Source organism: Phenylobacterium sp., from assembly GCF_036502675.1.
GTDB lineage: Bacteria > Pseudomonadota > Alphaproteobacteria > Caulobacterales > Caulobacteraceae > Phenylobacterium.
This window is the reverse complement of sequence record NZ_DASXYF010000109.1, coordinates 42,333-66,772: the sequence shown is the minus strand read 5'-3', so window position 1 is coordinate 66,772 and position 24,440 is coordinate 42,333. Positions and strand designations below refer to the sequence as shown.

Genomic DNA, 24,440 nt, shown 5'->3' with positions numbered 1-24,440 from the left:
TCAAAAAAGCAGCGGGCGGATCGCGGCCACCATCACAGGCGTCGGCCGCCTGGGCCGCCCGTCGAGCCCGATCAGCACGGCCTCGACGCGGGCCTCCACCAGGAGGTCGTCGCCGCGCAGCACCTGCTGGCCGATGGTGAGGCGGGCGCCCTTCACCGCCTCGAAGCGGGTGCGGACCAGGAGCGCGTCGTCGATCCGCGCCGGGCGCTTGAAGTCGGCCTCCAGGCGCACGAGCGTCAAGGCCTGACCCTGGTCCAGCAGGGCGGCGTGGCGCACGTCGGCCAGCCGCAGGTAGTCCGACCGCCCCCGCTCGAGAAACCGGACGAAGGCGCCGTGGTAGACAATGCCGGTGAAGTCGGTGTCCTCGAAATAGACCCGCACCGGCAGCAGGTGCTCGCGGCCCTCGATGCGGCCGGCGGAGGGCTCCAGGGTCACCCTTCGTCCTCGAACAGGCCCGGCTGGGCGGCCTTGGGCGCGGCGGGGGGTTCGGTCAGGCCCAGGTGCGCATAGGCCTTGGCGCAGGCCATGCGGCCGCGGGGGGTGCGCTGGATGAAGCCCTGCTGCAGCAGGAAGGGCTCGATGACGTCTTCCACTGCATCCCGGGCCTCGGCGATGGCGTAGGCGAGGGTCTCGACGCCGGCCGGGCCGCCGGCGTAGTTCTCGATCAGGGCGCGCATATAGCGGCGGTCGAGGCTGTCGAGGCCGGCCTCGTCCACCTCCATCCGGGCCAGCGCCCGGGCGGCGGCGGCCTTGCCCACCACCGCCGCACCCTCGGCGGTCGCGAAGTCGCGCACCCGGCGCAGCAGCCGGCCGGCGACGCGCGGGGTGCCGCGGGACCTGGCGGCGATCTCGGCTGCGCCGGCGGTGTCGAGCGCCACCCCCATCTTGACTGCGACCTGGGTCAGTACGGTCTGCAGCTCGGCGGGCGTGTAGAACTCCAGCCGCAACGGGATGCCGAAGCGGTCGCGCAACGGCGTGGCCAGCAGGCCCGCCCGGGTGGTGGCGGCCACCAGGGTGAAGGGGGCCAGGTCGATGCGGATCGAGCGCGCCGCCGGCCCGTCGCCGATCACCAGGTCGAGGACGTTGTCCTCCATCGCCGGATAGAGGATCTCCTCCACATTGGCGGGCAGGCGGTGGATCTCGTCGATGAACAGGACGTCGCGCGGCTCGAGGTTGGTGAGAATGGCCGCCAGGTCGCCGGCCTTGGCCAGCACCGGGCCCGAGGTGGCGCGGAAGTTCACCCCCAGCTCGCGGGCGACGATCTGGGCCAGGGTCGTCTTGCCGAGTCCGGGGGGGCCGAACAGCAGCACGTGGTCCAGCGCCTCGCCCCGCGCGCGGGCGCCCTCGATGAAGATCGAGAGGTTGGCCTTGATCGGCGCCTGGCCCACGAATTCGGCGAGCGTCTGCGGGCGCAGCGCCTTGTCGCTGCTCTCGGCCGGGGCGGGCTCGCCGGAGACCAGCCGGGTCATCGGCCGAGCTCCTGCAGTGCGGCCTTGACCAGGGCGCCGATGGCGGCGTCCTCGCCCAGCTTCAGCACCGCGTGCTCGACGACCCGGCGAGCGACCGCCTCGGCGACGCCCAGGCCCATCAGGGCGGCTGTCGCCTCGCCGGCGGCGGACGGCGGGGGCGGCGCGTGGACGCCGGCGGCGATCTCCGCATGGAAGGCCGCGGCGGTCGGGCCGTCGGCCAGCGGCTTGTCCTTCAGCTCGGTGACGATGCGCAGCGCGAGCTTCGGCCCGACCCCCTGCGCGCGGGCGACGATGGCCTTGTCGCCGCGGGCGGCGGCGGCGGCCAGCTCCGGCGGCGAGAGCACGTCCAGCACGCCGAGCGCCGCCTTGGGGCCGACGCCCTGGATCGACTGCAGCACCACGAAGGCGTGGCGTTCGTCCCTCGTGAGGAAGCCGTAGAGGCGCATGCCCAGCGCCTCCGACCACTGGGTCTCCACGTGCAGCAGGGCCTCGTCGCCGATCGCCGGCAGGCGGGAAAGCGTGCGCGAACCGCAGCGGACCACATAGCCCACCCCGGCCACGTCGATCAGCGCGTCCTCCTCGGCGACCTCGGCGACGGCGCCGCGCAGGCGGCCGATCACGCCGCGCTCCCCAGCATGCGCGCCCGGCGGGCATGGGCGTGGAGGATGGCGACGGCCAGCGCGTCGGCGGCGTCCGCCGTCACGTCGCCGGCGGCCGGCAGCAGGCGGCGGACCATGAAGGCGACCTGGGATTTGTCGGCCGCGCCGGTGCCCACCACCGATTTCTTGACCTCCTTGGCGGAGTATTCGGCGACGGACAGGCCCGCGCGGGCCGGCGCTATCAGCGCCGCAGCCCGGGCGTGGCCGAGCTTCAGCGCGGAGCCGGCGTTGTTGGCCATGAAGGTTTCCTCCACCGCGGCCTCGTCCGGCGCGTGGGCGGCGATCACCGCCTCGATTCCGTTGAACAGGCAAAGCAGCCGCTCAGCGAACGGCCAGGTGTCGGCCGGGGCGATCACCCCATGGGCCACGTAGCAGAGGCGGGAGCCCTCGATCGTCAGCACCCCCCAGCCGGTGCGGCGGAGGCCCGGGTCGAGGCCAAGGATGCGGACAGGCGCGGGCGTCATGGAGGGCGACTCAGGACAGGGCGACGTTCAGGATATGTTCCTAACGTGGCATGGGTCTGGTGGGAATGGGTTAATGGGGACTAGCCGCCCGCACGAAGCCTCTCCCCGTAGCGGGAAGGGCCCTACGCCCTCACCTCCTGCAGCACCTCGAAGCCCTCGAACTGCGGGTGGCCGGCATAGAGCGGTTTGTTCTCGCCGGCGCCGCGGTGGGCTTGGCGGAAGGCGTCCGATCTGGTCCAGGCCTCGAAGGCGGCGTGCGAGGCCCAGACGGTGTGCGAGGAATAGAGGGTGTGGTCCTCGGCCTTCGGCCCGCGCAGCAGGTGGAAGGCGGTGAAGCCGGGCACGTCGGCCAGGTGGGTGTCGCGGGAAAGCCAGACCTCCTCGAAGGCCGCCTCCTGACCGGGAAGGACTTTGAAGCGGTTCATGGCGATGTACATGGGAGGGATCCTTCGGCGGGAGGGCGCCCCCTTCAATACGCCAATTTGCGCTCGGGCTGGGAGGGCGGGGCGTCTGCGGCGGGCACGGCGGCCCGCGCGGCGTCGAACGCGGGCGCCGGCCGGGCCCGGGCGTCGCGCCGCGGCAGGCTGAAAATGCTGCGATCGGCGGGGAGGAAATCGAGGCTTTCCACCCGGCGCTCCTTCGGACGGGAAAGGCCCGTCCCGTAGGCGACCGCGCGGTACGGGACCAGCACGGGACCCGCCCGGCGGTAGTCCGAGAGCTCCACCGTCAGCCGCTGGACGCCTGCGCCCTCGACCATCAGGCTGAGCAGCCCGGTCTTGCGGTCGAACCACAGCTCCCGCGGGGCGCCGCCGGCGGGCTGCACCCGCAGCACGTCGAAGGCGCGCCCGCCGCTCTGGCGCACGCCCAGGTGGACGCTGCGCAGGTCGAAGCGGCTGGGGTAGAAGTAGGCGTAGGCGCCGAAGAAGGCCTCGGCGCGCACCTCGGCCAGGACGGGCTGCGCGATGGAGCCGGTGGCCTGGCCGTTCGCCAGGATGCGCCACTCGCCGGCGCCGTTGTAGCCCCGGACCAACCGGCCGGCGGGCCCACGCGTCTCGGTGCGCAGGCCATAGCGGATAGGATCGACCCACCGCTCGTAGCGGACGTCGCCGTCGACGCCGGTCTCATGCCAGCCCAGCACCCGGTTCCAGCCGGGCCCGCCCGAGGCCGCGCGCGCCCGGTCGAACACGCGCTGGGCGGCCGGGGCGTTCTGGGCCTGGGCGGTGGAGGCGGCGACCGCGCAGAGGGCGGCGGCGAGAAGGACGGCGGGGACTCGGCGCAGGCGGGCGGGGAGCATGCGCCGGGAGGTCGCGCGGGAGGGTGGCGGGAATGGGGCGGGGGCGGCCCGAAACCGGCCGAGCGTCCCGGACCCGGCTGAAAGCCCGGTCAGACCTTCGGGTCGTCGCCCGTGCGGGCGCGGACGAACGCCTCGGCCTGGGCGAGTTGGTCGGGGTCGAGCTCGACGTAGAGCAACAACAGCTCCAGGCGGTCCGCGGTCATACCCTGGAGCGTGACGGGGTGGGGCGGAGGCGCCGCATCGGCGTCGAGGTCCAGGAACCGGACGATGTCGCGGCAGGGGCAGCGCAGCGTCTCGGCGATGCGGGCGAGGCGGGAGATCGAGATGCGATCGGTGGCCGTCTCGTACTTGCGGAGTTGCTGGAAGGTGACGCCGCAGGTCCTGGCCAGCGCCTGCTGGGAGATGCGCCGGGCCCGCCGCCACATGCGGATCGCCCGGCCCAGCGCCAGGTCGGCGGCGTCCGTCGATTTGACCGTGCGCGCCAAGCGTCAGCCCCGGCGTCGAGGGCCGGCCGCCGCCGTCGGGCGGTCGGGAGGCGGCCAGGCGCCGCCGGGCGCATCAGGAGCGGGCGCGGAAATGGAGCGGATCCTTGGCGGCAAGTTGTCTGTGGGCAAGTCTCGCAGCCTCACCTGCATTGCGGGCTGGCTGGCCGGACAGATTCAATCTTTGGTCCCCCGATACCGTACAAATTGTCTCATATTCGAGTCATGTCCAGAGCCGAGAAATATTAATTGGAGATGGGACCTGTCTTCAATTGACGGTGAGCGTGATCATTGAGCGGATTTCACTGGTCATTTTCTCTCAACTTACAGTTTACATTTCTGCTCTAAGGCACCTGCATTAGACGGAGGGGCGCCATTTACGGACGCAGCGGCGAAGGCTGTTGAGTAGGGGCCTGGGCGGCGGGTGTGTCGCGGCGGATTCTGCCGACGGGGGAACGGCCAGTCATGGCGTGGCCACGACGTTTCACGTTAGCGGGATGCCTGCCGCGAGCTGATCAGATCCCGGGCGCCCAGTCCGGCGGGGCGAGGTCGAAGCCGGCGAATTCGAAGGCCGGGACCACGACGCAGGCGACCAGCGACCAGCCGGCGCCGGCCCGGGCGGCCTGCCACTCGTGGGGCTCGACGACGTGCTGCTGGGCCTGGCCGGCCAGCGGATCGGGGCCCAGGCGGGTCTCGACGACCCCGGCCTCGCCCTGCGCGCCCTTGGCGGTGCTGAGGGTCAGGGGCTCGCCCGCCTGGAAGAGCCAGAGCTCCGTGGCGTCCACCCGGTGCCAGTGCGAGGCCTGGCCGGCCTCCAGCAGGAACAGGATCGCCGAGCCGGCCCCGCGGACGCCGGGCGCGGCGGGCGGCGGGCGCCAGGTCTCCCGGTACCAGCCGCCCTCGGGGTGGGGCTGCAGCCGCAGCCGCGCGATGACGTCCCGGGCCGGGGCCGGCATGGTCCTAGAAGACCTCCGGCGCGATCCGGCCGTCCCGGAGGTCGGGCGGATTCCGGGCGACGGTCGCCGCCCGGTCCTGGACGTCGGACGGCTGCGCCCCGAATGGCCGGTTCATGGATATCTCCCGCAAGGCGGAAGGAGCGACTAGCCACGGCGAATGGAGGGACGCAAGGCGGGCGCGACATGAACGCCTGCTCACCGGAGGAAAGGCTCCGGCGTAGGCGATGCAAATCGGTTGCGCGCTTTGCGCGAGTCTTCGACTCTCGAAGCGCCGCTACAACGACAATCGTGATTGACTGGCCTGTTCAGCGGGACAACCGGAGAAGAGGGAACGGGACTATGACCGGGCTGCGAACCATCGACTACGGCCACGACGGCCATGCGCTGCAGGGCCAGCTGGCGACGCCGGCCGTCGGGGGCCCGCACCCCGCGGTGCTGGTGATGCATGACGCGCGGGGCCTGGGCGAGCTGGTCCGCCGTCGCGCGCAGGCGCTGGCCGAACTGGGGTATGTCGCCCTGGCGGCCGACATGTATGGCGGCGGCGTCTTCCATGCGGACGCGCCGCAGGGCGGCACGCTGATGCATGCGCTGCACGACGAGCCCGGGCGGTTGCGCGGCCGCGTGCTCGCGGGCTTCGAGGCGCTGAAGGCGCAGCCGGGGGTGGACCCCGCGCGGATCGGCGCGATCGGCTTCTGCTTCGGCGGCCAGTGCGTGCTGGAGCTGGCGCGCAGCGGCGCGGACGTGAAGTCGGTGGTCAGCTTCCACGGCCTGCTGACCAGTGCGCTGCCGGCGCGGCCCGGCGCCGTGAAAGCGAAGGTGCTGGTGCTGACCGGCGCGCGCGACCCCTATGCGCCGCCGGACCATGTGGACGGCTTGCGCGAGGAGATGACGCGGGCAGGCGCGGACTGGCAGGTCACCGTCTACGGCGAGGGTTGGCACGCCTTCACCGACCCCAGCGCCAGCGAGATGACCAACATCCCCGGCGTCCGTTACGACCCGTTGCTCGACAAGCTGTCCTGGGCCCAGGCCATGGCGATGCTGGAGGCGACGCTGCGGTGAGGGAGGGGCTCGGAGCCCGTCCGGCTCCATGGAGGAAAGGCTGGTTCGGGGGCGGCGGACGTTGGGGGGAGAAATCCGCTCAGTCCTCGTTCGCGCGCCAGTCCTGCACCAGGGAGAACAGGAACGAGCCGGACCAGGCCAGGAGCAGGATGCCGTTGAGGGGGGCCACGGAGCCGATCAGCCGCATCTCGCCGGTGGGGTAGACGTCGCCGTAGCCCAGGGAGGCATAGGCCTCGGCGGCGAAGTAGACGTAATCGAGCGTGCCCATCAGCCGCGCGCCGCGGAAGTCGCCGAGGGCGAGGGGACCGTCGGCCAGGGCGAACAGGCCTGCGTAAAGGCCGATCTCGGTCATGTGCAGGCCGATGAGGCCGGCGATTACGCCCAGCAGGGCCGGATAGGCGCGCCGATGGCGGGCGAAGATGTCCAGGCGGTGGATCGCCTCGTAATGCAGGATGGTGGAGGCGAAGACGACGAAGCCGGCGAGACCGAGGGCGATGAGCGCGCGCATGGCATGGATCCGGCCCGGATGCGGTGGCCCGTGCAGGCTTAGGACGCGGGGCGGGGCTTGGCCAGCGGTCAGATGTCCGGACGCCGCGCCCCCGCAGCATCGGCAGGCTGAGGCAGGCTCGGATCGCAGGGCCGAGCGCCATGCGCGCTCAGTTCAGGGCTTCGGCGTCCTCGTCGGAGATGTCGTGGTTGCCGTAGACGTTCTGGACGTCGTCGTCGTCCTCCAGGCCGTCGAGCAGCTTCATGAGCGCGGCCACCGCCTCGCCGGTCACCGGTGTCAGGGACTTGGGCCGCCAGGCGATGGCGGCGGACTTGGGCGGGCCCAGCGCCGCCTCCAGCGCCTGGGCCACCTCGTTCAGGTCGGCGAAGGCGGTGTAGACGGTGTGGGTCTCCTCGTCGGACTCCACGTCCTCGGCGCCCGCCTCGATGGCCGCCTCCATGACGGCGTCCTCGGAGCCGGCCGCCGCCGGATAGACGATCTGGCCCGCCCGGTCGAACATGAAGGCCACCGATCCGGTCTGGCCCAGATTGCCGCCGTTCTTGCCGAAGATGGTGCGTACGTTGGCGGCCGCGCGGTTGCGGTTGTCGGTCAGCACCTCGACGATCAGGCCGACCCCGCCGGGGCCCACGCCCTCGTAGCGGATCTCCTCATAGGTGTCGGCGTCGCCGCCCACCGCCTTCTTGATCGCCCGGTCGATGTTGTCCTTGGGCATGGACTCGCCCTTGGCGTTGGCGACGGCCAGGCGCAGGCGCGGGTTCATGGCCGGGTCGGGCATGCCGGACTTGGCAGCCACGGTGATCTCCCGCGACAGCCGGGAGAAAAGCTTGGAGCGGACCGCATCGGCGCGGCCCTTGCGGTGCATGATGTTCTTGAACTTGGAATGTCCGGCCATGATGATCCGTCTTCGGCGTCCGGGGCGTCCTGCTGCGTCCCGGCGTGTGGCCGGCTTCTAGCGCCGGGCCGGCGCGAAGGCCAGCGGCGGAACCGCGGCTTTGCGAAGGGGTTGATCGCATGGGTAGCCGTGGAGCGCGACCATGAGCGAATACGCCGAGGAGGTCTTCCCCGAGGAGGCCGAGCCCGAGATCGTCCACTGGATGGAGCCCCGGCCGCTCAGCCTCGGCCCCGGCGGCATCTCGGTCACGGCGGCGGGCGCCTTTGCGCTGGGGGCCGCGGCGACGCTGGCGGTGCTGGCGCTGATGCACTGGCTGGGGCCGGAGCGCGAGGTCGTGCTGCGGCCGGCGGGCCGCCGCTAATCCCGTTCTACTTCGGGAACAGGTGCGACATCCGGAAGATCACCGGCAGCAGCAGCACGCCGATCAGGCAGGGGAAGATGAACAGGATCAGCGGGACGGTGAGCTTGGCGGGCAGCGCCAGCGCCTTCTCCTCGGCCCGTAGCATCCGCTTGGCGCGCATGTCACGGGAGAAGACCGTCAACGTCTCGCCCAGGCTGGTGCCCATCTCCTCGGCCTGGCGCAGCATGGTGGCGAAGGCCCGGGCGTCGTCGATGCCCAGCCGGTCGGCGAAGGCGGACCAGGCGTCCTTGCGCCCGCGGCCGGCGCGCAGCTCCAGCACCAGGAAGCGCAGGTGGACCACCAGCTGCGGGTAGCGGCGGGCGAGCTCGTCGGTGCAGCGGCTGACCGCGGCGTCGAGGCTGAGGCCGGCCTCCACCGAGGCCACCAACAGGTCGAGGAGGTCGGGGAATCCGTCGGCGTATTCCCGCTCGCGGGCCTGGCGGCGGAAGCTGAGGAATTGTTCGGGGGCCAGCACGGCGACGAGGGCGAAGCCGCTGGCGATCAGCATGGCCAGGCGGCTGCCGCCGCTGGCCACCAGGGGCAGGGTGAGGACGACCCCGATGGTCGCCGCCACCAGGGCCGCAGCCCGGGCGCCCAGGTAGACCACCGGCGCCTCGCGGCTGAAGAAGCCCGCCTGGATCAGCTTGTTGCGCAGCACCGAGACCTTGGCGGGGTCGCGCACCGCGGTGTGCTGGCCCAGGCGCCGGAAGCCGGCCTTGAGCGGCTGCAGGAGACCCGCCGCGAGGCCCGGGGCGTCCGCGCCCGGGGCGGTCGCGACGGGGCCGTCGGCCAGGCGGCGGCGGCGGACCACGCGCACGCGCACCTCGCCGGCCAGCGCCGCCAGCCCCCCGAGGACGGCGACCGCCACCAGGACCGAGCCGGCGGTGACGGTGATGTCGTGGAGGCGTGCGGCGTCCATCGCCTCAGATCCTCAGTTCGATCATGCGGCGCATGACTAGGTTGCCGAGCAACATCCAGGTTCCCAGGAGCGCCAGGCCCGTCTGGATGAAGGGCTCGTGGATGATGTCGCCGTAGAAGTGCGGCGAGGAGATCTGCAGGATCCCGCCGACCAGGAACGGCGCGGCGGTGAGGATCAGGGCCGAGGCGCGGCCTTCGGAGGAGGCGGCCTTGATCTTCAGCCGCATCTTGTGCCGCTCACGCACTGTGTGGGCGTTGAGCTTCAGCAGCCCGGTGAGGTTGCCGCCGGCCCGCTCCTGCAGGCGCACCGTGGCGGCGAACAGGTCGACGTCGGCGTGGCGGCAGCGGTCGGCCATCCGTTCCACCGCCTGCGAGAGGTTGGCTCCGTAGGCGATCTCGTCGGCGGCCATGCCGAACTCCGAGCCGATCGGGTCGGCCATCTCCTTGCCCACCAGGGCGATGGCGACCGGCACGGGGTGGCCGGCCTCCAGGCTGCGGACGATGATGTCCAGCGCCTGCGGAAGCTGCAGGCCCAGCGCCTTGTCGCGGCGGTCGGCGCAGACTTTCAGGAATACGACCGGCAGCAGGGCGCCGCCCAGGACCACGCCGCCCATTGCGGCGATCGCCGTGCGGCCGAGAAGCGCCCCTGCGACTCCGCCGCCGATCGCGGCGACTCCGACGCACAGCGCCCAGCGGCGCGGGTCGTAGGGCAGGCCGGAGCGGACGATCAGGTCGGAGAGCCAGGCCCAGCCCCTGCGTTCGCCGGACGCGGTGAGGCCCCGCTGCTTGCGCAGCTCGACCACCAGGGTGGAGAGGCCGCCTTCCACCCGGTCGGCCACGGTTAGGCGGCGGTTGACCAGCCGCTTCTGGCTGGCGACGGTGGCCAGGCCGAAGATCCCCTGGCCGGCGGCGAACACCGCCGCGAACAGCAGGATCAGGAAGACGGAATTGCCGCTGAACGCCATCGCCGCCTCAGGTCAGGGTGCGCGAGGGGTCGAAGAAGTTGGCGTCGTAGGCGACGCCGCGCCGGACCATCTCGTCCAGGCAGCGGGGGCGCAGGCCGGTGGCCTTGAACTCGCCATGCACCGCCCCGTCGGCGCCGGTATGGGTACGGTGGAAGGCGAAGATCTCCTGCATCTGCACCACCTGGCCCTCCATGCCGGTGATCTCGGTGACGCTCATCACCCGGCGCTTGCCGTCCGCCAGGCGCATGACCTGGATGATCAGGCCCACGGCCGAGGCGATCTGGCCGCGGATGGCCTCCGGCGCCAGCGGCATGCCGGACATGGCCACCATCTGCTCCAGGCGGCTGATGGCGTCCCTGGGGTTGTTGGCGTGGATAGTGGCCATCGAGCCTTCGTGGCCGGTGTTCATGGCCTGCAGCATGTCGAAGGCCTCCTCGCCGCGCACCTCGCCCAGGATCACCCGGTCGGGGCGCATGCGCAGGGCGTTCTTGACCAGCTCCCGCTGGCGGATCTCGCCGCGGCCCTCGATGTTGGGCGGCCGGGTCTCCATGCGCACCACGTGCGGCTGCTGCAGCTGCAGCTCGCAGGCGTCCTCGATGGTGATCAGCCGCTCCCCGTGGCTGATGGCGGAGGACAATGCGTTCAGCATGGTGGTCTTGCCGGAGCCGGTGCCGCCGGAGATCACCGTCGAGACCCGGGACTTGATGGCCCCATGCATGAAGTCGGCGACGCAGGCGGGCATGGCGCCCACATCGACCAGCTTCTCCAGGGTGTAGGGTTTCTTGGAGAACTTGCGTATCGAGACGCAGGCGCCGTCGACGGTGATCGGCGCGATGGCGGCGTTCACCCGGCTGCCGTCGGGCAGGCGGGCGTCGACCATGGGGGAGCTTTCGTCGATCCGCCGCCCGACGCCTGCGACGATGCGGTTGATGATCCGCAGCAGGTGGTCGTTGTCGCGGAAGCGGACGCCGGTCTCCGACAGCTCGCCACCCCGCTCGATATAGACCTGGAACGGCCCGTTGATCAGGATGTCGGCGATGGAGTCGTCCTTGAGCAGGGGCTCGATCGGCCCCAGCCCCACCATCTCGTCGTAGACCGACGCGCCCAGCTCCTCGAGCTCGGCGGAGTTGTAGACCAGCCGCTCGGCGCGGGCGAAGTCGGCCACCAGGGAAAGCACTTGGCGGCGGAGCTCGCCCTCGCCCAGCTTGTCCAGCTTCGAGAGGTCGAGTTCGTCGATCAGCTGCCGGTGCAGCTTGAGCTTCACCTCCAGCAATTGCCGCTCGGCGCTGGGCGCTGTGGCCGCCGCCTCCGTCCGCCCGCGCGGCGTGGGGGTTGGCGCGGGGGCGGACGGGGCGGCGGCGGGCGGCGGAGCCGTGGGCTCCACCGCCTGTGGCGGACGGCGCGAGAGGTTGAAGCGGCTCATCAGGCGGCCCGGACGGCGTGGGCGGCGGCCTTGGCTGCGCGCTGGGCGTCTTCGGCCAGAAGCCGGTCGGCCAGCGCCGTCACGTCGCGGACGATCTTCGACTTGGGCCGGTGCTGGCTGATCGGACCGCCCAGGTTCACCGAGGCGGCGGCGGCCTCCCAGTCGGAGGAGAGGCCCGCGTCGGCCTTGCGCTGCAGGGCCCGCTCGGCCTCGGCCATGGAGGGGGCGGGGCCGAACATCCGGCTGGCCAGGCGGTTCAGCACGATGCGCGGCTTCGCCCCGGCGGGCAGGGCGGCCTCGATCTCGTCGGAGAGCGCGCGCGCGGCCAGCAGGGCGGGGACGGTGAGTTCGGAGACCACCAGCACCTCGTCGGCGCCGGCCAGCACGTCGAGGGTCCAGGCGCGGCGGTGGCGGGGGACGTCGACGATGACGAAGTCATAGGCCTCGCAGGCCAGGTCCAGCAACCGCAGCACCACCTCGCGCGGGGCGTGGTCGAAGGCCACCGGATCGCGCGGGCAGGCCAGCAGGTCGAGCCGCTTGGTGACCGGCGACGCGAAGGCGGCCACCAGGCCGGCGTCGATGCGCTCGGCGCCCGGGCCGATCTCGCCCAGCGGCAGGGCGGCCTTGGCGCCCAGGTAGGCGGCGGCGGCGCCGTCGGCGAGGTTGAGGTCCACAAGGCAGACGCTGCGTTCGCGCACGCTGCGGGCGGCGAGCAGGCTGGCCAGCTCGACGGCCAGGGTGGTGGCGCCGACGCCGCCGGCGGCCCCGCTCACCGCCCAGCAGCGGGAGCGGTGGGCGGCGTGCGGCAGGTGCGCCGCCGGCGCCGGCGCGGTCAGCAGCGCCTGGGCGGCGACGGTGAGCTGATCCGGCTGGAAGGGCGCCTCCAGCACGTCGGCGCGCGGCAGGCGCATGAGGGCGCGCACCAGGGCGGCGGGCAGGTGCGCGCCCACCATCAGGGTGGGCGGCGGCGAGGGCTGGGCGGCCAGGGCGGCGATGCCGGCGGCGAGGCCCTCGGGGTCCGCGCCGTCGGCGTCGATCAGAACGAGGTCGACCGACCCGGGCGCCAGGCCGCTCAGGCGCTCCACCCCGGCGAGCTCCAGCACCACGCCGAACAGCGGTCCGGCGGCGAGGGGGGCGAGGGCCGGGCCGATGGCGAGCACGCGGCCGGAAAGCATGGGGGCTGCGATCATGAGCGGGGTCCCTCGGGGGTCCAGCCGGCGGTCACCTGGCGGCGCAGGGGCACGTCCAGGGCCTTGCCGGTAAGGAAGAGCTCGATGGCCCCAGGCTCCTGGCCGGCGCTGAGCGGGGTGGCGGGCTGCGGGGTGAAGTCGGCCGCCGCGGCCAGCCTGGGGGTGACGATGATGACCAGTTCCGTCTCCTGCTTGTTCCAGCGGGACGAGCGGAAGAGGGCGCCCAGGACCGGCAGGTCGCCGACGCCGGGGATCTGGCGCACGGTGTTGAGATAGTCCTGCTGCAGGAGGCCGGCGATGGCGAAGCTCTCGCCGCCGCGCAGCTCGACGGTGGTGGCCGCCCGCCGGACGGTGAGGCTGGGTACGTCGAAGCCCGAGATGTGCAAGCTGTTGCGCGGGTCGAGCTGGCTCACTTCCGGCGCCACGGCCAGGCGGATCAGGCCGTTGTCCTGCACCGTGGGCGTGAAGTTCAAGGTGACGCCGAACGGGCGGAACTCGATGGCCACCATGTCCTTGCCGGCAGGGATCGGGAAGGGGAACTCGCCGCCGGCCAGGAAGCTGGACTTCTCGCCGGACAGCGCCGTCAGGTTGGGGCGCGCCAGGGTGCGGATCGAGCCCTTCTCCTCCAGCGCCTGCAGGGTCACGTCGATATTGGCCGAGCCCGCGGTCCCGCGGAGGTGCAGCAGGCCCTGCGGCGGGGCGGCGCCGATCAGGCCGGCGCCGGCCGCCAGGTCGAAGCGCGGACCGCTGGCGGCGATGCTGAAGCCGATGTCCTGCAGGGCCGAGCGGCCGGCCTCGATGATCCGCACCTCCAGGATTACCTGCTGCGAGGCGCGCACGGTGAGCGCCGAGGTGACGGCGTCGGGGGCGAACTTGTCGGCGAAGGCCTTGGCGCGGGTGGCGACGCCCGTGGTGGAGACGTCGCCGGTGAGCAACAGGCCCTCGCCCAGGTTATGGACGCCGATGCGCTCGCCGGGCAGGGCCGCGGCCAGGTCGCTCTGCAGGGCCCCGGCGTCGTAGCCGACGCGGACGTCGATCACTTCCGTCAGCCGGCCGCCGGCGCCGTAGACCAGCAGGTTGGTGGCCCCCAGCGCCTTGCCGCGGACGTAGAAGCTGTGGTCGGTGGTGGCGACGATCTGGGCGGTCTCGGGCTGGGCCACGACGATCCGGCTGGCCGGGGCGTCGAGCTGGAACGACAGCGACTTGTTCTTGGGCACATTGATCACCCGGCTGACCGCCGCCTCGCTGGGGAAGGAGTCGGCGGCCGCAGGGAGGGCCGGGGCGAGGACCGCCGCCGCGCCCAGGGCGCCGGCGAGGACGCCAACAAGGGGGTTCAGCATCGTCAAGCTCTCCTAGACGCCCTCGACCACCTGGATCAGGCGGGGGGCGGGGGGGCCGGCGGGACGGCGGGTGGGTGGGCGGACGCCGCCGGACGCCGGCGCGCGGACCCCGCCGATGAAGTCCTCGGTCCTGACCGTGGCCGCCGGCGTGATCTCGACGGCGCCTGTGCGCCGCAGCGCCAGGGACAGCTCGCCCAGGTTGGCGGCCACCGCCAGCTTCTGCGCGTCCTGCACCGAGACCTCGAGGGTGGCGGTGTTGGGGGTGGCGGGCTTGTTGGAGGTGGGGTCGGCGTTCAGGTCGACGCCCAGCACGCGGACGTTCTGCAGCACCACCTGGGAGACCAGGGCCTTGCCGCCGCCCGGCGCGTCGACGGCCAGGTTGCGCATCAGCACCACGTCCACCCGGTCGCCCGGCAGGGCGTGGCCGCCGACGCCGGAGACGTCGGTGACCTTGATGGTGTAGCCGCGCATGCCCTCGGCGATCTCGGCGGCCACCGAGGCGCGGGCGCCCGGGCCGCTGACCTTGGTCGGCAGCACGGCTTCCCGCGCCGCGATGGGGGCGAGCGCCACGGGCGCGCCGCCGGCGTCCTGCGCCAGGGCCGCGTCGATGGAGGTGAAGGCGCCCACGGGCACGGCGCCCGGCGGCAACTGGGCGACGGTCAGGTGGGCGGCGTCCAGCCGGTCGCCGAACTTGATGTCCCGGGCGGCCACGACCACCGGCCGCGAGCCCGGCGGCGGAGCGGCGGGCAGCATGGCGGCCACCGGCGTCGCGGCCATCGACGGCAGGCTGGTCTTGGCGACGACCAGCGCGGCGACGCCCAAAACGGCGGACGCCCCAAGACTGGCCATGGTGACGATACGCAAACACCCCCTCCTGAACGACTTGCCCCTGAGGTGTCAGGGTGGGGGTGGGGAATTTCGATATCGCCAACAAAATTAGTGAATTCGCAAGCAAGCTTAACGCCGCGTTAAGACTCGGGCCGGCCTCCCGGTCGCGCCGCCCGGATTTGCACGGCATGGGTGAATCCGTGTTCCGTCGCGCGCAGCCCGCCGCTAGGGTCGCGGGGGGATCGGGGTCCAGGAGGGGCGGTTGGCGGGTATGGGGCAGGGGGCGTCGTCGGCGGCGGTGGGGGAACCGCAGCTCGCCGCCGCGCATCGCGCCATGCTGCAGGCCAAGGGGCTGCAGTTCGACTTCACCAGCTACAGGCCGCCGGAGCCGCCGGGCTGGCTGGAGGGACTGGCCAAGGCGCTGGCGGCCATGGCGCCGGTGCTGAAGGTGCTGTTCTGGGCCGGGCTGGCGGCGGCGGCTGTCCTGATCCTCTATCTGATCGCCCGCGAGCTGGTCGGCGCGCGGCTGCGGCGCCGGCCGAGGAAGCCTAAGGCCGCGGCGGCCGAATCCTGGCGTCCGGAACCCGCCCGGGCCCGCGCCCTGCTGGAGGACGCCGACCGGCTGGCGGCCGAGGGTCGCTACGACGAGGCCGCCCACCTCATCCTCCACCGCAGCATCGACGATTTCTCCGGCCGTCGGCCCGGCCAGGTGCGCCCGGCGCTGACCAGTCGTGACATCGGCGGGCTCGCCGCCATGCCGGCCGGGGCGCGCGCGGCGTTCGGGCGGATCGCCCAGGCGGTGGAGGCCAGCTTCTTCGCCGCCCGGCCGCTGGACGCCGCGGGTTTCGTCCGGTGCCGCCAGGCCTATGAGCGGTTCGCCTTCCCGGAGGTCTGGGCATGACCCTGGCGGCCGACGCGGGCCCGGCGAAGACGGCGGTGTTTTCGCCGAAGACGGTGCTGACCCTGGTGCTGGTCGCGCTGTTCGCCTTCTCCGCCTTCGCGGTGCTGGCGACCTATGCGCCGGAGCTGCGCGGGGGCGAGGACGGCGGGGCGCACGCGCTGTCGAAATCGGCGGTTGGATTCGCCGGCGCGGCGGCGCTCCTGAGGGCGGAGGGAACGCCGGTGGTGGTGAGCCGGGCGCCCGACCTGAAACGCACCGAGGCGGCCCTGGTGATCCTCACCCCGCCGCCGGGCGCGGATGCGGCGGACCTGCAGCGGCTGGCCTCGGACAACCCCACCCTGGTCGTGCTGCCGAAATGGCAGGCGGCGCCTGATCCCCTGCAGCCGGGCTGGGTGCGCAAGCTGGGCCTGGGCTTCGGCGGCGACGCCGCGACGCGGATGCTGGCGAAGCTGGCCAAGGCCACAGCCATCGCCAACCGCGAAGACGTGCGGCCTGCAGCCCTGCGCCTGGCACCCGGGATCCGGGCGACGACGCCGGAAGGCCAGCCGTTCGATTTCGGCGTGCAGAGGACCGGGCCGATCGACCGGCTGCAGACCCTCGATGGGCGCGACTGGGAGCCGTTGGTCGTCGACGAGGTGGGCCATGCCGTGCTGGCGGCCTCGCGCACCCACAAGAACATCTATGTGCTGGCCGACCCGGATCTCCTGAACACCCAAGGCTTGGCGAACCTCGACACCGCCCGCGCGGCCACCGCGCTGGTGGAGGTGCTGCGCGCGGACCGCCGCGGGGTGCTGTTCGACGTGACGCTGCACGGCTTCGGCCGGTCGCGGAACCTGGGCCGGCTGCTGCTGGACCCGCCGATGCTGGGGGCGACGCTGTGCGCCGTCGCCGCGGCGCTGCTGATGGGGGCGCATGCGCTGGTCCGGTTCGGGCCGACGCCGCCCTCGGAGCGGGCCTTCGCCCTGGGCGCCCGGGCGCTGGTGGACAATTCCGCGGGCCTGGTGCGGATGGCCGACCGCGAGGCCGAGCTCGCCCAGCCCTATGCGGCCCTGACCGAGGCGCTGGTGGCGCGGGCGACCGGCGGCCGGGCGGGCGGCGGGCGCGACCCGGCGGAACGCCTCGACCGGCTGGAGCGCCAGCGGCGCATCACGTCCAACCGCCGGACCCTGGCGGAGCTGACCCGGGCGGTGAAGACCCCCGCCGACCTGCTGGCGGCGGCGCGCCGCTGGCGCGACTGGAAACTGGAGATGACGCGTGACCGTCGATGAGGTGAAGACCCTGGCCGACCGCATCCGCCGCGAGGTGGGCAAGGCCATCATAGGCCAGGGCGAGACGGTGGACCTGTTGCTGACGGCGCTGTTCGCCAAGGGCCACGTGCTGCTGGAGGGCCCGCCGGGGACGGCCAAGACCTTCCTCGCCCAGTGCTTCGCCCGGACCCTGGGGCTGGGCTTCGGGCGGGTGCAGTTCACGCCCGACCTGATGCCGGCGGACATCATCGGCGCCAACATGTTCAACTTCCAGACCTCGACCTTCACGCTCAATCCGGGGCCGCTGTTCTGCGAGCTGCTGCTGGCCGACGAGATCAACCGCACGCCGCCCAAGACCCAGGCCGCGCTGCTGGAGGCCATGCAGGAGCGGCGGGTGACCATCGACGGCAAGTCGCACCCCTTGAGCGCGCGGTTCATGGTGGTGGCGACCCAGAACCCGCTGGAGCAGCAGGGCACCTATCCGCTGCCGGAGGCCCAGCTCGACCGGTTCCTGTTCAAGCAGACGCTGGCCTATCCGACCCGGGAGGAGGAACGGCGTATCGTGGCGGCCTATGGCGTCCTGAGCGGCCAGCCGGACCCGGCGGCGCTGGGCGTCGAGGTGGTGGCCGACGCCGCGGCGATCGGGGCGGCGGAGGCGGCGATCGCCGGCATCCGGCTGAACGACGCCCTGGTGGACTATGTGCTGAACCTGGTGCGCGCCACCCGCGAGACCGCCGACCTGCAGAGCGGGGCCAGCCCCCGCAGCGCCGCCATGCTGGCCCTGGCCGCCCGGGCCCGCGCGGCGCTGGACGGGCGCGATTACGTGCTGCCCGACGACGTGAAGGCGCTGGCCCTGCCGGCGCTGCGCCACCGGGTGATCCTGTCGCCGGCCGCCGAGATCGAGGGGCGGCGGGCCGACGAGGTGATCCAGGGCCTGATCGACCAGACCGAGGCGCCGCGGTGAGGAGGGCGGGCGCTCCTTTCCGCCCCTGTCCCGCAGAGGACGGGGGAGGGGGACCATCCGCCGGAGAGCGGATGGTGGAGGGGGCGCGGGTCCTGCAGTGTGTTGGCTCGCCCCCTCCGTCACGCCCTCTGCGGGGCGCGCCACCTCCCCCGTCCTCTGCGGGACAGGGGCGGAAGGGCCAATGATCTACCCCACCCGCAGAGCCGTGGCGGTGATGGCGGCCGGCGCGCCGGTGGCGCTGGTCGCCGCGCTGGCGGCGCCGCACCTTTGGGTGATCGGGGCGGCGTGGGTGCTGGCCACGGCCGGCCTCGTGCTGGCGGACGTGTGGCTGGCGCCCTCGCCCCGGGGGCTGCGCCTCAGCCTGACCGCGCCCGGGGCGCTGGGGATGGGCGCGCCCGGCGAGGCGGTGGTGGAGGCGGCGTTCCGCGGGCCGCGGTCGCCCAAGCTGCAGGTGGCGCTGGGCGCCGACGCGCGGCTGGGCGTCGAGCCGGCCCGCCAGACGCTCCGGCTGGGCGCCGAGGGCGACGGCCGGGCGCGGATGAGGCTGATCCCGCGAAGGCGCGGCCAGGCGGTGTTCGAGCGGCTTTGGGCGCGCTGGCGCGGGCCGCTCGGCCTGGCCTGGGTGCAGCGGACGGACACGCTGGACCAGCGCACGGCGATCACCCCCGACGTGCAGGGAGTGAAGGACGAGGCGCTGCGGATGTTCACCCGCGACGCCCCCTTCGGCATGAAGGCGCAGATCGACACTGGCGAGGGCTCGGACTTCAATGCGCTGAAGGAATTCCAGACCGGCATGGACCTGCGGTCCATCGACTGGAAGCAGAGCGCTCGGCACGCCAAGCTGATCGGCCGCGAATACCGCACGGAGCGCAACCACCACGTGGTTCTGGCGATCGATTCCGGACGGCTGATGTGCAGTCCGCTGGGCGGCGCGCCGCGGGTGGACCGGGCGATCAACGCGGCGCTGCTGCTGGCCTTCGTCTCGCTGAAGCTGGGCGACCGGGTCAGGCTCTTCGCCTTCGACGCCAAGCCGCGGATCTCCAGCGGCGCCGCCGCCGGCGCCCAGGCCTTTCCGCTGCTGCAGCGGCTGGCCGCCTCCATCGACTACACCGCCGAGGAGACCAATTTCACCCTCGGGCTCAACACCCTGTCGGGCCAGCTCGACCGGCGGGCGCTGGTGGTGGTGTTCACCGACTTCGCCGATCCGACCAGCGCCGAGCTGATGATCGAGAACGTGGCGCGGCTGCTGCGCACCCACCTGGTCATGTTCGTGGCCTTCCGCGACGAGGAGCTGGAGCGGATCGTCGACGCGGCGCCGGAGACGCCTGAGGACGTGTCGCGGGCGGTGATCGCCGCCAGCCTCCTGAAGCAGCGCGAGCTGGTGGTCAGCCGGCTGCAGCGGCTGGGGGCCTGGATCGTCGAGGCGCCGGCCGGGCGGCTGGGGGTGGAGCTGGTCAACAGCTACCTGGCCGCCAAGCGCCGCGACCTGTTGTGAGGACCTGACGCCGTGGCCGAACTCGCGCTGAAGAGCCACCGGTTCCGCACCGAGCGGGAGGCCGACTGGCGGCGGCTGGAGACCCTGCTCGACCGTATCGAGCGCGGCTCGGCCAGGCGGCTGACCACGGCGGAGCTCCTGGAGATCCCTGTGCTCTACCGCCAGGCGCTGTCGTCGCTGTCGGTGGCCCGCTCGATCTCGCTGGACCAGGGGCTGACCGACTACCTGGAGGGGCTCTGCACCCGGGCCTATTTCTTCGTCTACGGGACGCGGACCGGGCTCTGGCAGCGAATCCGCCGGTTCTTCGCGGCCGACTGGCCCGGGGCGGTGCGGAGCCTGTGGCGGGAGACGGCGGCCTCGGTGGCGATCACGGCGCTCGCCGCCGTCGCGGCCTACGCGCTCTCGGCCAGCGACGCCGACTGGTTCTACGCCTTCGTTCCCCGCGACCTGGCCGGCGGGCGCGACCCCACCGCCACGGCGGCCTTCCTGCGCGCGACGCTCTACGACGCGCCCAAGGACGGGCAGAGCGGCCTGTCGCTGCTGGCGAGCTTCCTGTTCACCCACAACGCCCAGATCGCCATCTTCGCCTTCGCCCTGGGCTTCGCGCTCTGCCTGCCGACGGCGGGGCTGATGGCCGCCAACGGCCTGATGCTGGGGGCCTTCCTCTGGCTGTTCTTCTCGCACGGCCTGGGGGTGGAGGCGACCGGCTGGCTGATGATCCACGGGGTGACGGAGCTGTTCGCCGTGGCGCTGGCCGGGGCGGCGGGCTTCGCCATCGGCTGGAGCGTGGCCTTTCCCGGCCGGCGCTCGCGGGTGGACGCGGCGGCCGCGGCCGGGCGGCGGGCGGCGACGGTGATGATGGGCGTGGTGGTCATGCTGTTCGTGGCGGGCCTGTTGGAAGGCTTCGGCCGGCAACTGATCAGGGCCGACGCCGCACGCTACGCCGTCGCCCTGACCAGCGCCGTGGTCTGGGGCTGCTACTTCTACCTGCCCCGCCGCGGGCCGGCGCCGTGAGCCGGGGCCAGCGTCAATCGCCGCCCGACGCGGCGCGCGCGTTCGTCACGCCGGAAGGGGTGGACCTGCGCCTGCGGGTGGGAGAGGCCGGCGCGCGGGCCTCGGCCTTCCTGATCGACATCGCGATCCTGGGCGGGCTGCTGATCGCGCTTTCGCTGCTGGCGCTGGGAGCGGCCTGGGCCTCGCGGCTGCGCGGCCTGGAGATGGTGGGGGTGGTATGGATCCTGGGCGCCTTCCTCCTGCGGAACTTCTATTTCATCGGCTTCGAGCTCAGGCCGGGGGCGGCGACGCCGGGCAAACGGGCCATGGGCTTGCGCGTCATCGCCCGCGACGGGGGCCGGCTGACCGCGGACGCGGTGTTCGCCCGCAACGCCATGCGCGAGCTGGAGGTGTTCCTGCCGGCCACCTTCCTGTTCGCCCGGGGGTCGGGCGTGGACGGCTGGCTGGTGCTGCTGGGGGCGACCTGGAGCAGCGTCTTCCTGCTTTTCCCGCTGTTCAACCGCGACCGGTTGCGGCTGGGCGACCTGGCGGCGGGCACCCTGGTGATCCAGGCGCCGAAGAAGAAGCTGCCGCCCGACCTGTCGGCGTCGCCGGCCGGGGATCTGGTGTTCACGCGGGCCCAGCTCGACGCCTATGGGGTGAAGGAGCTGCATGTGCTGGAGGATGTGCTGCGGCTGGGCGATCGGCGGACCATGGCGGCGGTCAGCCAGAGGATCCGCAACAAGATCGGCTGGACCGCGCCGCTGGAGGGCGCCGACCAGGCGTTCCTGGCGGCCTACTACGCCGGCCTGCGGGGACGGCTGGAGAGCCGGCTGCTGTTCGGCCACCGGCGCAAGGACAAGTTCGACAAGGCGTGAGGGCGCGGGGGTGGTCGCCCCTCAGTCGAACACCGCCGCCAGCGCCTCGGGGCCGACGCCCTCCTTCACCCGGCGCAGCTCGTAATAGATCACCGCCAGCCCCGTGTAGCTGACCAGGGTGTTGACAACGGTCAGCAGCAGCATGACCGCCCAGTAGGCGGGCGACAAGGCGGCGAAGGGATTGCCCGCCTGCGCCGTCGCCTGGGCTGCGAAGCCGACGCCCGCGACGTTGAGCAGCACCTGCTGCACGACGCCGTAGACAATCACATAGAGGACGAGCAGGCCGAAGACCCGCCAGCGGTTGCCCTTGGTCAGCGCTCCGCTGCGGGAAAAGGCGGCGAAGACGCCGGTCCGCTCCACCACCTGGCTCGGCCCCGCCACCAGCCAGGCCGTCAACAACATGACGCCGGGCGCCACCAGCAGCACGAAGCCGAAGCCGAAGGCGATGACGCTGAGCAGCAGGATGACGAACACCGGCAGGGCGTGGCGCAGGCCGGTGCGGACGCACTCGCCCGCCGTTGCGCGGCGACCGTTGAGATCCGCGATGGCGCCGTGGACCATGGCCGGCTGCAGAACGGCCGCCCCCACCATCATCGCCAGGTAACCCAGGCCGACCAGCGCAACGCCGGCCTCGGAGACGCCCGACCGCAACTGCATCAGGCCCAGCCCGACCATGATCCCCGGAAGGGCGAGGCAGCCAACGATCAGGATCAGGAAGGCTGGAAGGTTGCGCCAGGCGACGCCGAAGGTTCCCTGGATCACCCGGCCGAAGCTCAGCTTGGCCGTCGGCGACGGCATGGTGATTGCGGTCATCTGGAGCCCCCGCCCTGCAATCTTAGATGGGAAAATCTAAGCACCGCAGCCGGACATTGTCCACGCAGGGCCGTCAGGCGCTGAGCGCCTGGTCGCCGAGGTCGGCCCCCGCCAGGCGGGCGATCTCGGCCAGGAGCTGGGGGGGCGAGAAGGGCTTGGAGACCACGCCGTTCATGCCGGCGGCTCGGTAGCCCGCCTGCTGGTGGTTCATCACGTCGGCGGTATGGGCGATGATCGGGACCTGGGCTGCAGGCGAGTCCATCGCCCGGATGCGGCGGGTGGCCTCCAGCCCGTCCATCTGGGGCATGTTGACGTCCATCAGGATCACGTCGAAGCCGCCGTGCGGCGCGGCCGCGATGGCCCCGGCGCCGGAGTCCACCGCCTCGGCGACGGCGCCCAGGGCCTCGAGGGACTTGACCGCCACCAGCCGGTTGGTGGCGTTGTCGTCCACCACCAGGATGCGCAGCCCCTCCAGCGGCGCGCCGGCGAAGGCGTTTTCGGCCACCACCTGCGGCGCCGCGGCCGGCGGGGCGGTCACCTCGAACCAGAAGGTCGAGCCGACGCCCACTTCGCTCTCGAAGTCCATGTCGCCCCCCATCATCCGCGCCAGGCTGCGCGAGATGGCCAGGCCGAGGCCAGTGCCGCCGAAGCGCCGGGTGGCGCCGTCGTCGGCCTGCTGGAACCGGTCGAACAGGCGGGCGCGCGCGTCGAAGGGCACGCCGACGCCGGTGTCCTGCACCTCGCAGCGCAGGCGCCGTCCTGCGCCCTCGTCCAGGTAGGCCAGCCGCACCTCCACCTTGCCGTGGTCGGTGAATTTCACGGCGTTGCCGACCACGTTGAACAGGCATTGGCGCAGACGCACCGGATCGAGGGCGGCGCCGCCGAGGGCGTCCTGGACCTGGATGCCGAGGTCGACGCCCTTGGCTTCCGCCTGGGGCGCGATGAGGTTGACCACGCTGCGGACGATGGCGGCCGGGTCGGCGGCGGTGGGCGACAGGTCGAGCTTGCCGGCCTCGATCTTGGAGAAGTCGAGCACGTCGTTGATCAGCTGGGCCAGCATCTCGCTGCAGCCGAGGGCCTCGTCCAGCAGGTGCTGGCCGTCGGCGCTGAGCTTCTCGCGGCGCAGGAGGTTGAGCACGCCCACGATGCCGTTCATCGGCGTGCGGATCTCGTGGCTCATGGAGGCGAGGAAGGTCGATTTGGCGTCGGTCGCGGCTTCGGCCACCCGCCGCGCCTCGGTCAGCGCCAGCTCCTGGCGCTTCTGGTCGTCGATGTCGAGCATCAGGCCGACGCCGCGGTCGCTGCGGCCGTTCTCGTTCTGGACCTCCAGGTAGAGCCGGACCCAGCGCACGCCGTCGGGCGCGCTGAGACGTACGTCCGCCGAGCCTGCGGAATGCCTGTGGCGGGCGGTTTGATAGAGCGCGATCAGCCTCGCCCGGTCGTCCTCGTGGAAGAACGGCAGGGGATTTTGCGGGCCCGCGGCCCGGGCCTCCGGCGCCACCATGGCCATGAACTCCGCCGAGGGCGCGAAGCTGTTGCTCGGGAAGTCGACTGCGAACACGCCCGCCCGGGCCGAGGTGAGGGCGAGCTTCAACTGCTGGGCGGCCGCCTTGGCCTCGTCGCGGGCGAGGGCCAGCGCGGTGATGTCCTGGGTCAGGCTATAGACCTCGTAGCGGCCCGAGGGCATGCGCCGGCCGGACAGGTGATGGGTGCGCCGGTGCGCCCAGCCTCCGGGCTGCCTGAAGCGCACCTCGTTCTCGGCGGAGCCGCCTTCGGCGACGAGCAGTTCGCGGACGGCCGTCTCCGTGACGGCGTCGTCGGGATGCAGCCTTGCCATGACCGAGGCCAGGTCGATTCTGGCGGCCGTATCCATGCCGCCGTCGGCGTCGCGGTAAATGTAGACCTCGAGGTCGGGGTCGAAACGCCCGTAACCCACCTCCGCCTGGTCCATCAGCCGGTCGCGGGTTGCGTAGGCGAAGCGCAGCTCCTCCAGGGCTTCACGCTCCGCGGTGACGTCGACCAGGATCGCCAGCACCCCGCTGGGGCGGCGATGGAAGTCGAGGCGCAGCCAGCGGTCCTCCAGCCCCATGCGCAGGTGGAACACCTGGGCGCCGGCCTGGCGCTCGGCGCTGATGCAGATGCTGGTCATCAGCTCGATGACGTCACGCCCGGTAAGGTCGCCGCCGCCGGCCATGTCGCCGAAGCAGGGATTGGCCGCCAGGACGCACAGGTCGTCGTCGAGCGCCGCCATGGCGATCGGCAGGTCGTCCAGGTGAAATGGCGCGCCGTTGCGCATTCACGG

At 72.5% G+C, this 24,440-nt stretch carries 26 protein-coding genes; 8 read left to right on the top strand and 18 right to left on the bottom strand.

Annotation, left to right across the window (positions count from 1 at the left end; translation table 11 throughout):
• From VGL30_RS14545 to VGL30_RS14510, 8 genes are all read right to left on the bottom strand, one after another.
• Nucleotides 1–435, bottom strand: coding sequence for a YbgC/FadM family acyl-CoA thioesterase (locus tag VGL30_RS14545; RefSeq protein WP_331540731.1), 435 nt, complete (start codon nucleotides 433–435; stop codon nucleotides 1–3).
• Nucleotides 432–1,469 carry a Holliday junction branch migration DNA helicase RuvB gene (gene ruvB / locus VGL30_RS14540; RefSeq protein ID WP_331540730.1) on the bottom strand — a complete coding sequence of 346 codons (1,038 nt, stop codon included), beginning with the start codon at nucleotides 1,467–1,469 and terminating at the stop codon, nucleotides 432–434. The genes VGL30_RS14545 and ruvB overlap by 4 nt, the downstream gene beginning before the upstream one ends.
• A complete protein-coding gene (gene ruvA, locus VGL30_RS14535; RefSeq protein ID WP_331540729.1) occupies nucleotides 1,466–2,089 on the bottom strand; it encodes a Holliday junction branch migration protein RuvA in 624 nt (207 codons plus the stop codon). The genes ruvB and ruvA overlap by 4 nt, the downstream gene beginning before the upstream one ends.
• The gene (gene ruvC / locus VGL30_RS14530) at nucleotides 2,086–2,592 is read right to left on the bottom strand and encodes a crossover junction endodeoxyribonuclease RuvC (RefSeq protein WP_331540728.1); all 507 of its coding nucleotides are present in this window, start codon (nucleotides 2,590–2,592) and stop codon (nucleotides 2,086–2,088) included. The genes ruvA and ruvC overlap by 4 nt, the downstream gene beginning before the upstream one ends.
• A gap of 122 nt (nucleotides 2,593–2,714) precedes the next feature.
• Nucleotides 2,715–3,029 carry an antibiotic biosynthesis monooxygenase gene (locus VGL30_RS14525; RefSeq protein WP_331540727.1) on the bottom strand — a complete coding sequence of 105 codons (315 nt, stop codon included), beginning with the start codon at nucleotides 3,027–3,029 and terminating at the stop codon, nucleotides 2,715–2,717.
• A 32-nt stretch (nucleotides 3,030–3,061) separates the two neighbouring features.
• Nucleotides 3,062–3,886: a hypothetical protein gene (locus tag VGL30_RS14520; RefSeq protein ID WP_331540726.1), complete on the bottom strand. Its 825-nt coding sequence runs from the start codon at nucleotides 3,884–3,886 to the stop codon at nucleotides 3,062–3,064.
• Between the two features lie 89 nt (nucleotides 3,887–3,975).
• Nucleotides 3,976–4,371 carry a helix-turn-helix transcriptional regulator gene (locus VGL30_RS14515; protein ID WP_331540725.1) on the bottom strand — a complete coding sequence of 132 codons (396 nt, stop codon included), beginning with the start codon at nucleotides 4,369–4,371 and terminating at the stop codon, nucleotides 3,976–3,978.
• 512 nt (nucleotides 4,372–4,883) lie between these two features.
• On the bottom strand, nucleotides 4,884–5,324 hold the full coding sequence (locus VGL30_RS14510) for a cupin domain-containing protein (protein WP_331540724.1): 441 nt from the start codon (nucleotides 5,322–5,324) through the stop codon (nucleotides 4,884–4,886).
• Nucleotides 5,325–5,663: 339 nt separating this feature from the next.
• Here VGL30_RS14510 and VGL30_RS14505 point away from each other — a divergent pair, with 339 nt between their 5' ends.
• Nucleotides 5,664–6,383, top strand: a complete 720-nt coding sequence (locus VGL30_RS14505) for a dienelactone hydrolase family protein (RefSeq protein ID WP_331540723.1) — start codon at nucleotides 5,664–5,666, stop codon at nucleotides 6,381–6,383.
• 79 nt (nucleotides 6,384–6,462) lie between these two features.
• Here VGL30_RS14505 and VGL30_RS14500 read toward each other — a convergent pair whose 3' ends face one another.
• The gene (locus tag VGL30_RS14500; protein WP_331540722.1) at nucleotides 6,463–6,891 is read right to left on the bottom strand and encodes an ion channel; all 429 of its coding nucleotides are present in this window, start codon (nucleotides 6,889–6,891) and stop codon (nucleotides 6,463–6,465) included.
• A gap of 148 nt (nucleotides 6,892–7,039) precedes the next feature.
• Nucleotides 7,040–7,783, bottom strand: a complete 744-nt coding sequence (locus VGL30_RS14495) for a YebC/PmpR family DNA-binding transcriptional regulator (RefSeq protein WP_331540721.1) — start codon at nucleotides 7,781–7,783, stop codon at nucleotides 7,040–7,042.
• Nucleotides 7,784–7,925: 142 nt separating this feature from the next.
• On the opposite strand from VGL30_RS14495, the gene VGL30_RS14490 reads away from it, so the two are divergent.
• Nucleotides 7,926–8,144 (top strand): hypothetical protein, encoded by a 219-nt coding sequence (locus tag VGL30_RS14490; protein WP_331540720.1) that lies wholly within the window; start codon nucleotides 7,926–7,928, stop codon nucleotides 8,142–8,144.
• Between the two features lie 7 nt (nucleotides 8,145–8,151).
• Here the strand turns inward: VGL30_RS14490 and VGL30_RS14485 are convergent, their stop codons facing one another.
• From VGL30_RS14485 to cpaB, 6 genes are read right to left on the bottom strand one after another with little or no spacing between them, the layout of a single operon-like run.
• Nucleotides 8,152–9,102, bottom strand: coding sequence for a type II secretion system F family protein (locus tag VGL30_RS14485; protein ID WP_331540719.1), 951 nt, complete (start codon nucleotides 9,100–9,102; stop codon nucleotides 8,152–8,154).
• Between the two features lie 4 nt (nucleotides 9,103–9,106).
• Nucleotides 9,107–10,066, bottom strand: coding sequence for a type II secretion system F family protein (locus VGL30_RS14480; RefSeq protein ID WP_331540718.1), 960 nt, complete (start codon nucleotides 10,064–10,066; stop codon nucleotides 9,107–9,109).
• A 7-nt stretch (nucleotides 10,067–10,073) separates the two neighbouring features.
• Nucleotides 10,074–11,489: a CpaF family protein gene (locus VGL30_RS14475; protein WP_331540717.1), complete on the bottom strand. Its 1,416-nt coding sequence runs from the start codon at nucleotides 11,487–11,489 to the stop codon at nucleotides 10,074–10,076.
• Complete coding sequence (locus tag VGL30_RS14470) at nucleotides 11,489–12,679, bottom strand: hypothetical protein (protein ID WP_331540716.1); 1,191 nt, start codon at nucleotides 12,677–12,679, stop codon at nucleotides 11,489–11,491. Before VGL30_RS14470 ends, VGL30_RS14475 begins: the two co-directional genes overlap by 1 nt.
• Nucleotides 12,676–14,019 (bottom strand): type II and III secretion system protein family protein, encoded by a 1,344-nt coding sequence (locus VGL30_RS14465; RefSeq protein ID WP_331540715.1) that lies wholly within the window; start codon nucleotides 14,017–14,019, stop codon nucleotides 12,676–12,678. The genes VGL30_RS14470 and VGL30_RS14465 overlap by 4 nt, the downstream gene beginning before the upstream one ends.
• A gap of 12 nt (nucleotides 14,020–14,031) precedes the next feature.
• Nucleotides 14,032–14,883 carry a Flp pilus assembly protein CpaB gene (cpaB, locus tag VGL30_RS14460; protein WP_331540714.1) on the bottom strand — a complete coding sequence of 284 codons (852 nt, stop codon included), beginning with the start codon at nucleotides 14,881–14,883 and terminating at the stop codon, nucleotides 14,032–14,034.
• A 226-nt stretch (nucleotides 14,884–15,109) separates the two neighbouring features.
• Here cpaB and VGL30_RS14455 point away from each other — a divergent pair, with 226 nt between their 5' ends.
• The 6 genes from VGL30_RS14455 (at nucleotide 15,110) to VGL30_RS14430 (ending at nucleotide 21,325) form a co-directional block, all read left to right on the top strand.
• Nucleotides 15,110–15,748, top strand: a complete 639-nt coding sequence (locus VGL30_RS14455; protein WP_331540713.1) for a hypothetical protein — start codon at nucleotides 15,110–15,112, stop codon at nucleotides 15,746–15,748.
• The gene (locus tag VGL30_RS14450; protein ID WP_331540712.1) at nucleotides 15,745–17,016 is read left to right on the top strand and encodes a DUF4350 domain-containing protein; all 1,272 of its coding nucleotides are present in this window, start codon (nucleotides 15,745–15,747) and stop codon (nucleotides 17,014–17,016) included. The genes VGL30_RS14455 and VGL30_RS14450 overlap by 4 nt, the downstream gene beginning before the upstream one ends.
• Entirely contained in the window at nucleotides 17,003–17,959 is a 957-nt protein-coding gene (locus VGL30_RS14445) for a MoxR family ATPase (protein WP_331540711.1), read from the top strand. The genes VGL30_RS14450 and VGL30_RS14445 overlap by 14 nt, the downstream gene beginning before the upstream one ends.
• Before the next feature lie 181 nt (nucleotides 17,960–18,140).
• Nucleotides 18,141–19,454: a DUF58 domain-containing protein gene (locus tag VGL30_RS14440; protein WP_331540710.1), complete on the top strand. Its 1,314-nt coding sequence runs from the start codon at nucleotides 18,141–18,143 to the stop codon at nucleotides 19,452–19,454.
• A gap of 12 nt (nucleotides 19,455–19,466) precedes the next feature.
• Entirely contained in the window at nucleotides 19,467–20,468 is a 1,002-nt protein-coding gene (locus VGL30_RS14435) for a stage II sporulation protein M (protein WP_331540709.1), read from the top strand.
• A complete protein-coding gene (locus VGL30_RS14430) occupies nucleotides 20,465–21,325 on the top strand; it encodes an RDD family protein (RefSeq protein WP_331540708.1) in 861 nt (286 codons plus the stop codon). The genes VGL30_RS14435 and VGL30_RS14430 overlap by 4 nt, the downstream gene beginning before the upstream one ends.
• 21 nt (nucleotides 21,326–21,346) lie before the next feature.
• On the opposite strand, the gene VGL30_RS14425 is transcribed toward VGL30_RS14430, so the two are convergent.
• Together VGL30_RS14425 and VGL30_RS14420 are read right to left on the bottom strand one after the other, a co-directional pair.
• Nucleotides 21,347–22,138, bottom strand: coding sequence for a hypothetical protein (locus VGL30_RS14425; RefSeq protein ID WP_331540707.1), 792 nt, complete (start codon nucleotides 22,136–22,138; stop codon nucleotides 21,347–21,349).
• 73 nt (nucleotides 22,139–22,211) lie between these two features.
• The gene (locus VGL30_RS14420; protein ID WP_331540706.1) at nucleotides 22,212–24,434 is read right to left on the bottom strand and encodes a hybrid sensor histidine kinase/response regulator; all 2,223 of its coding nucleotides are present in this window, start codon (nucleotides 24,432–24,434) and stop codon (nucleotides 22,212–22,214) included.
• Nucleotides 24,435–24,440: the final 6 nt, after the last annotated feature.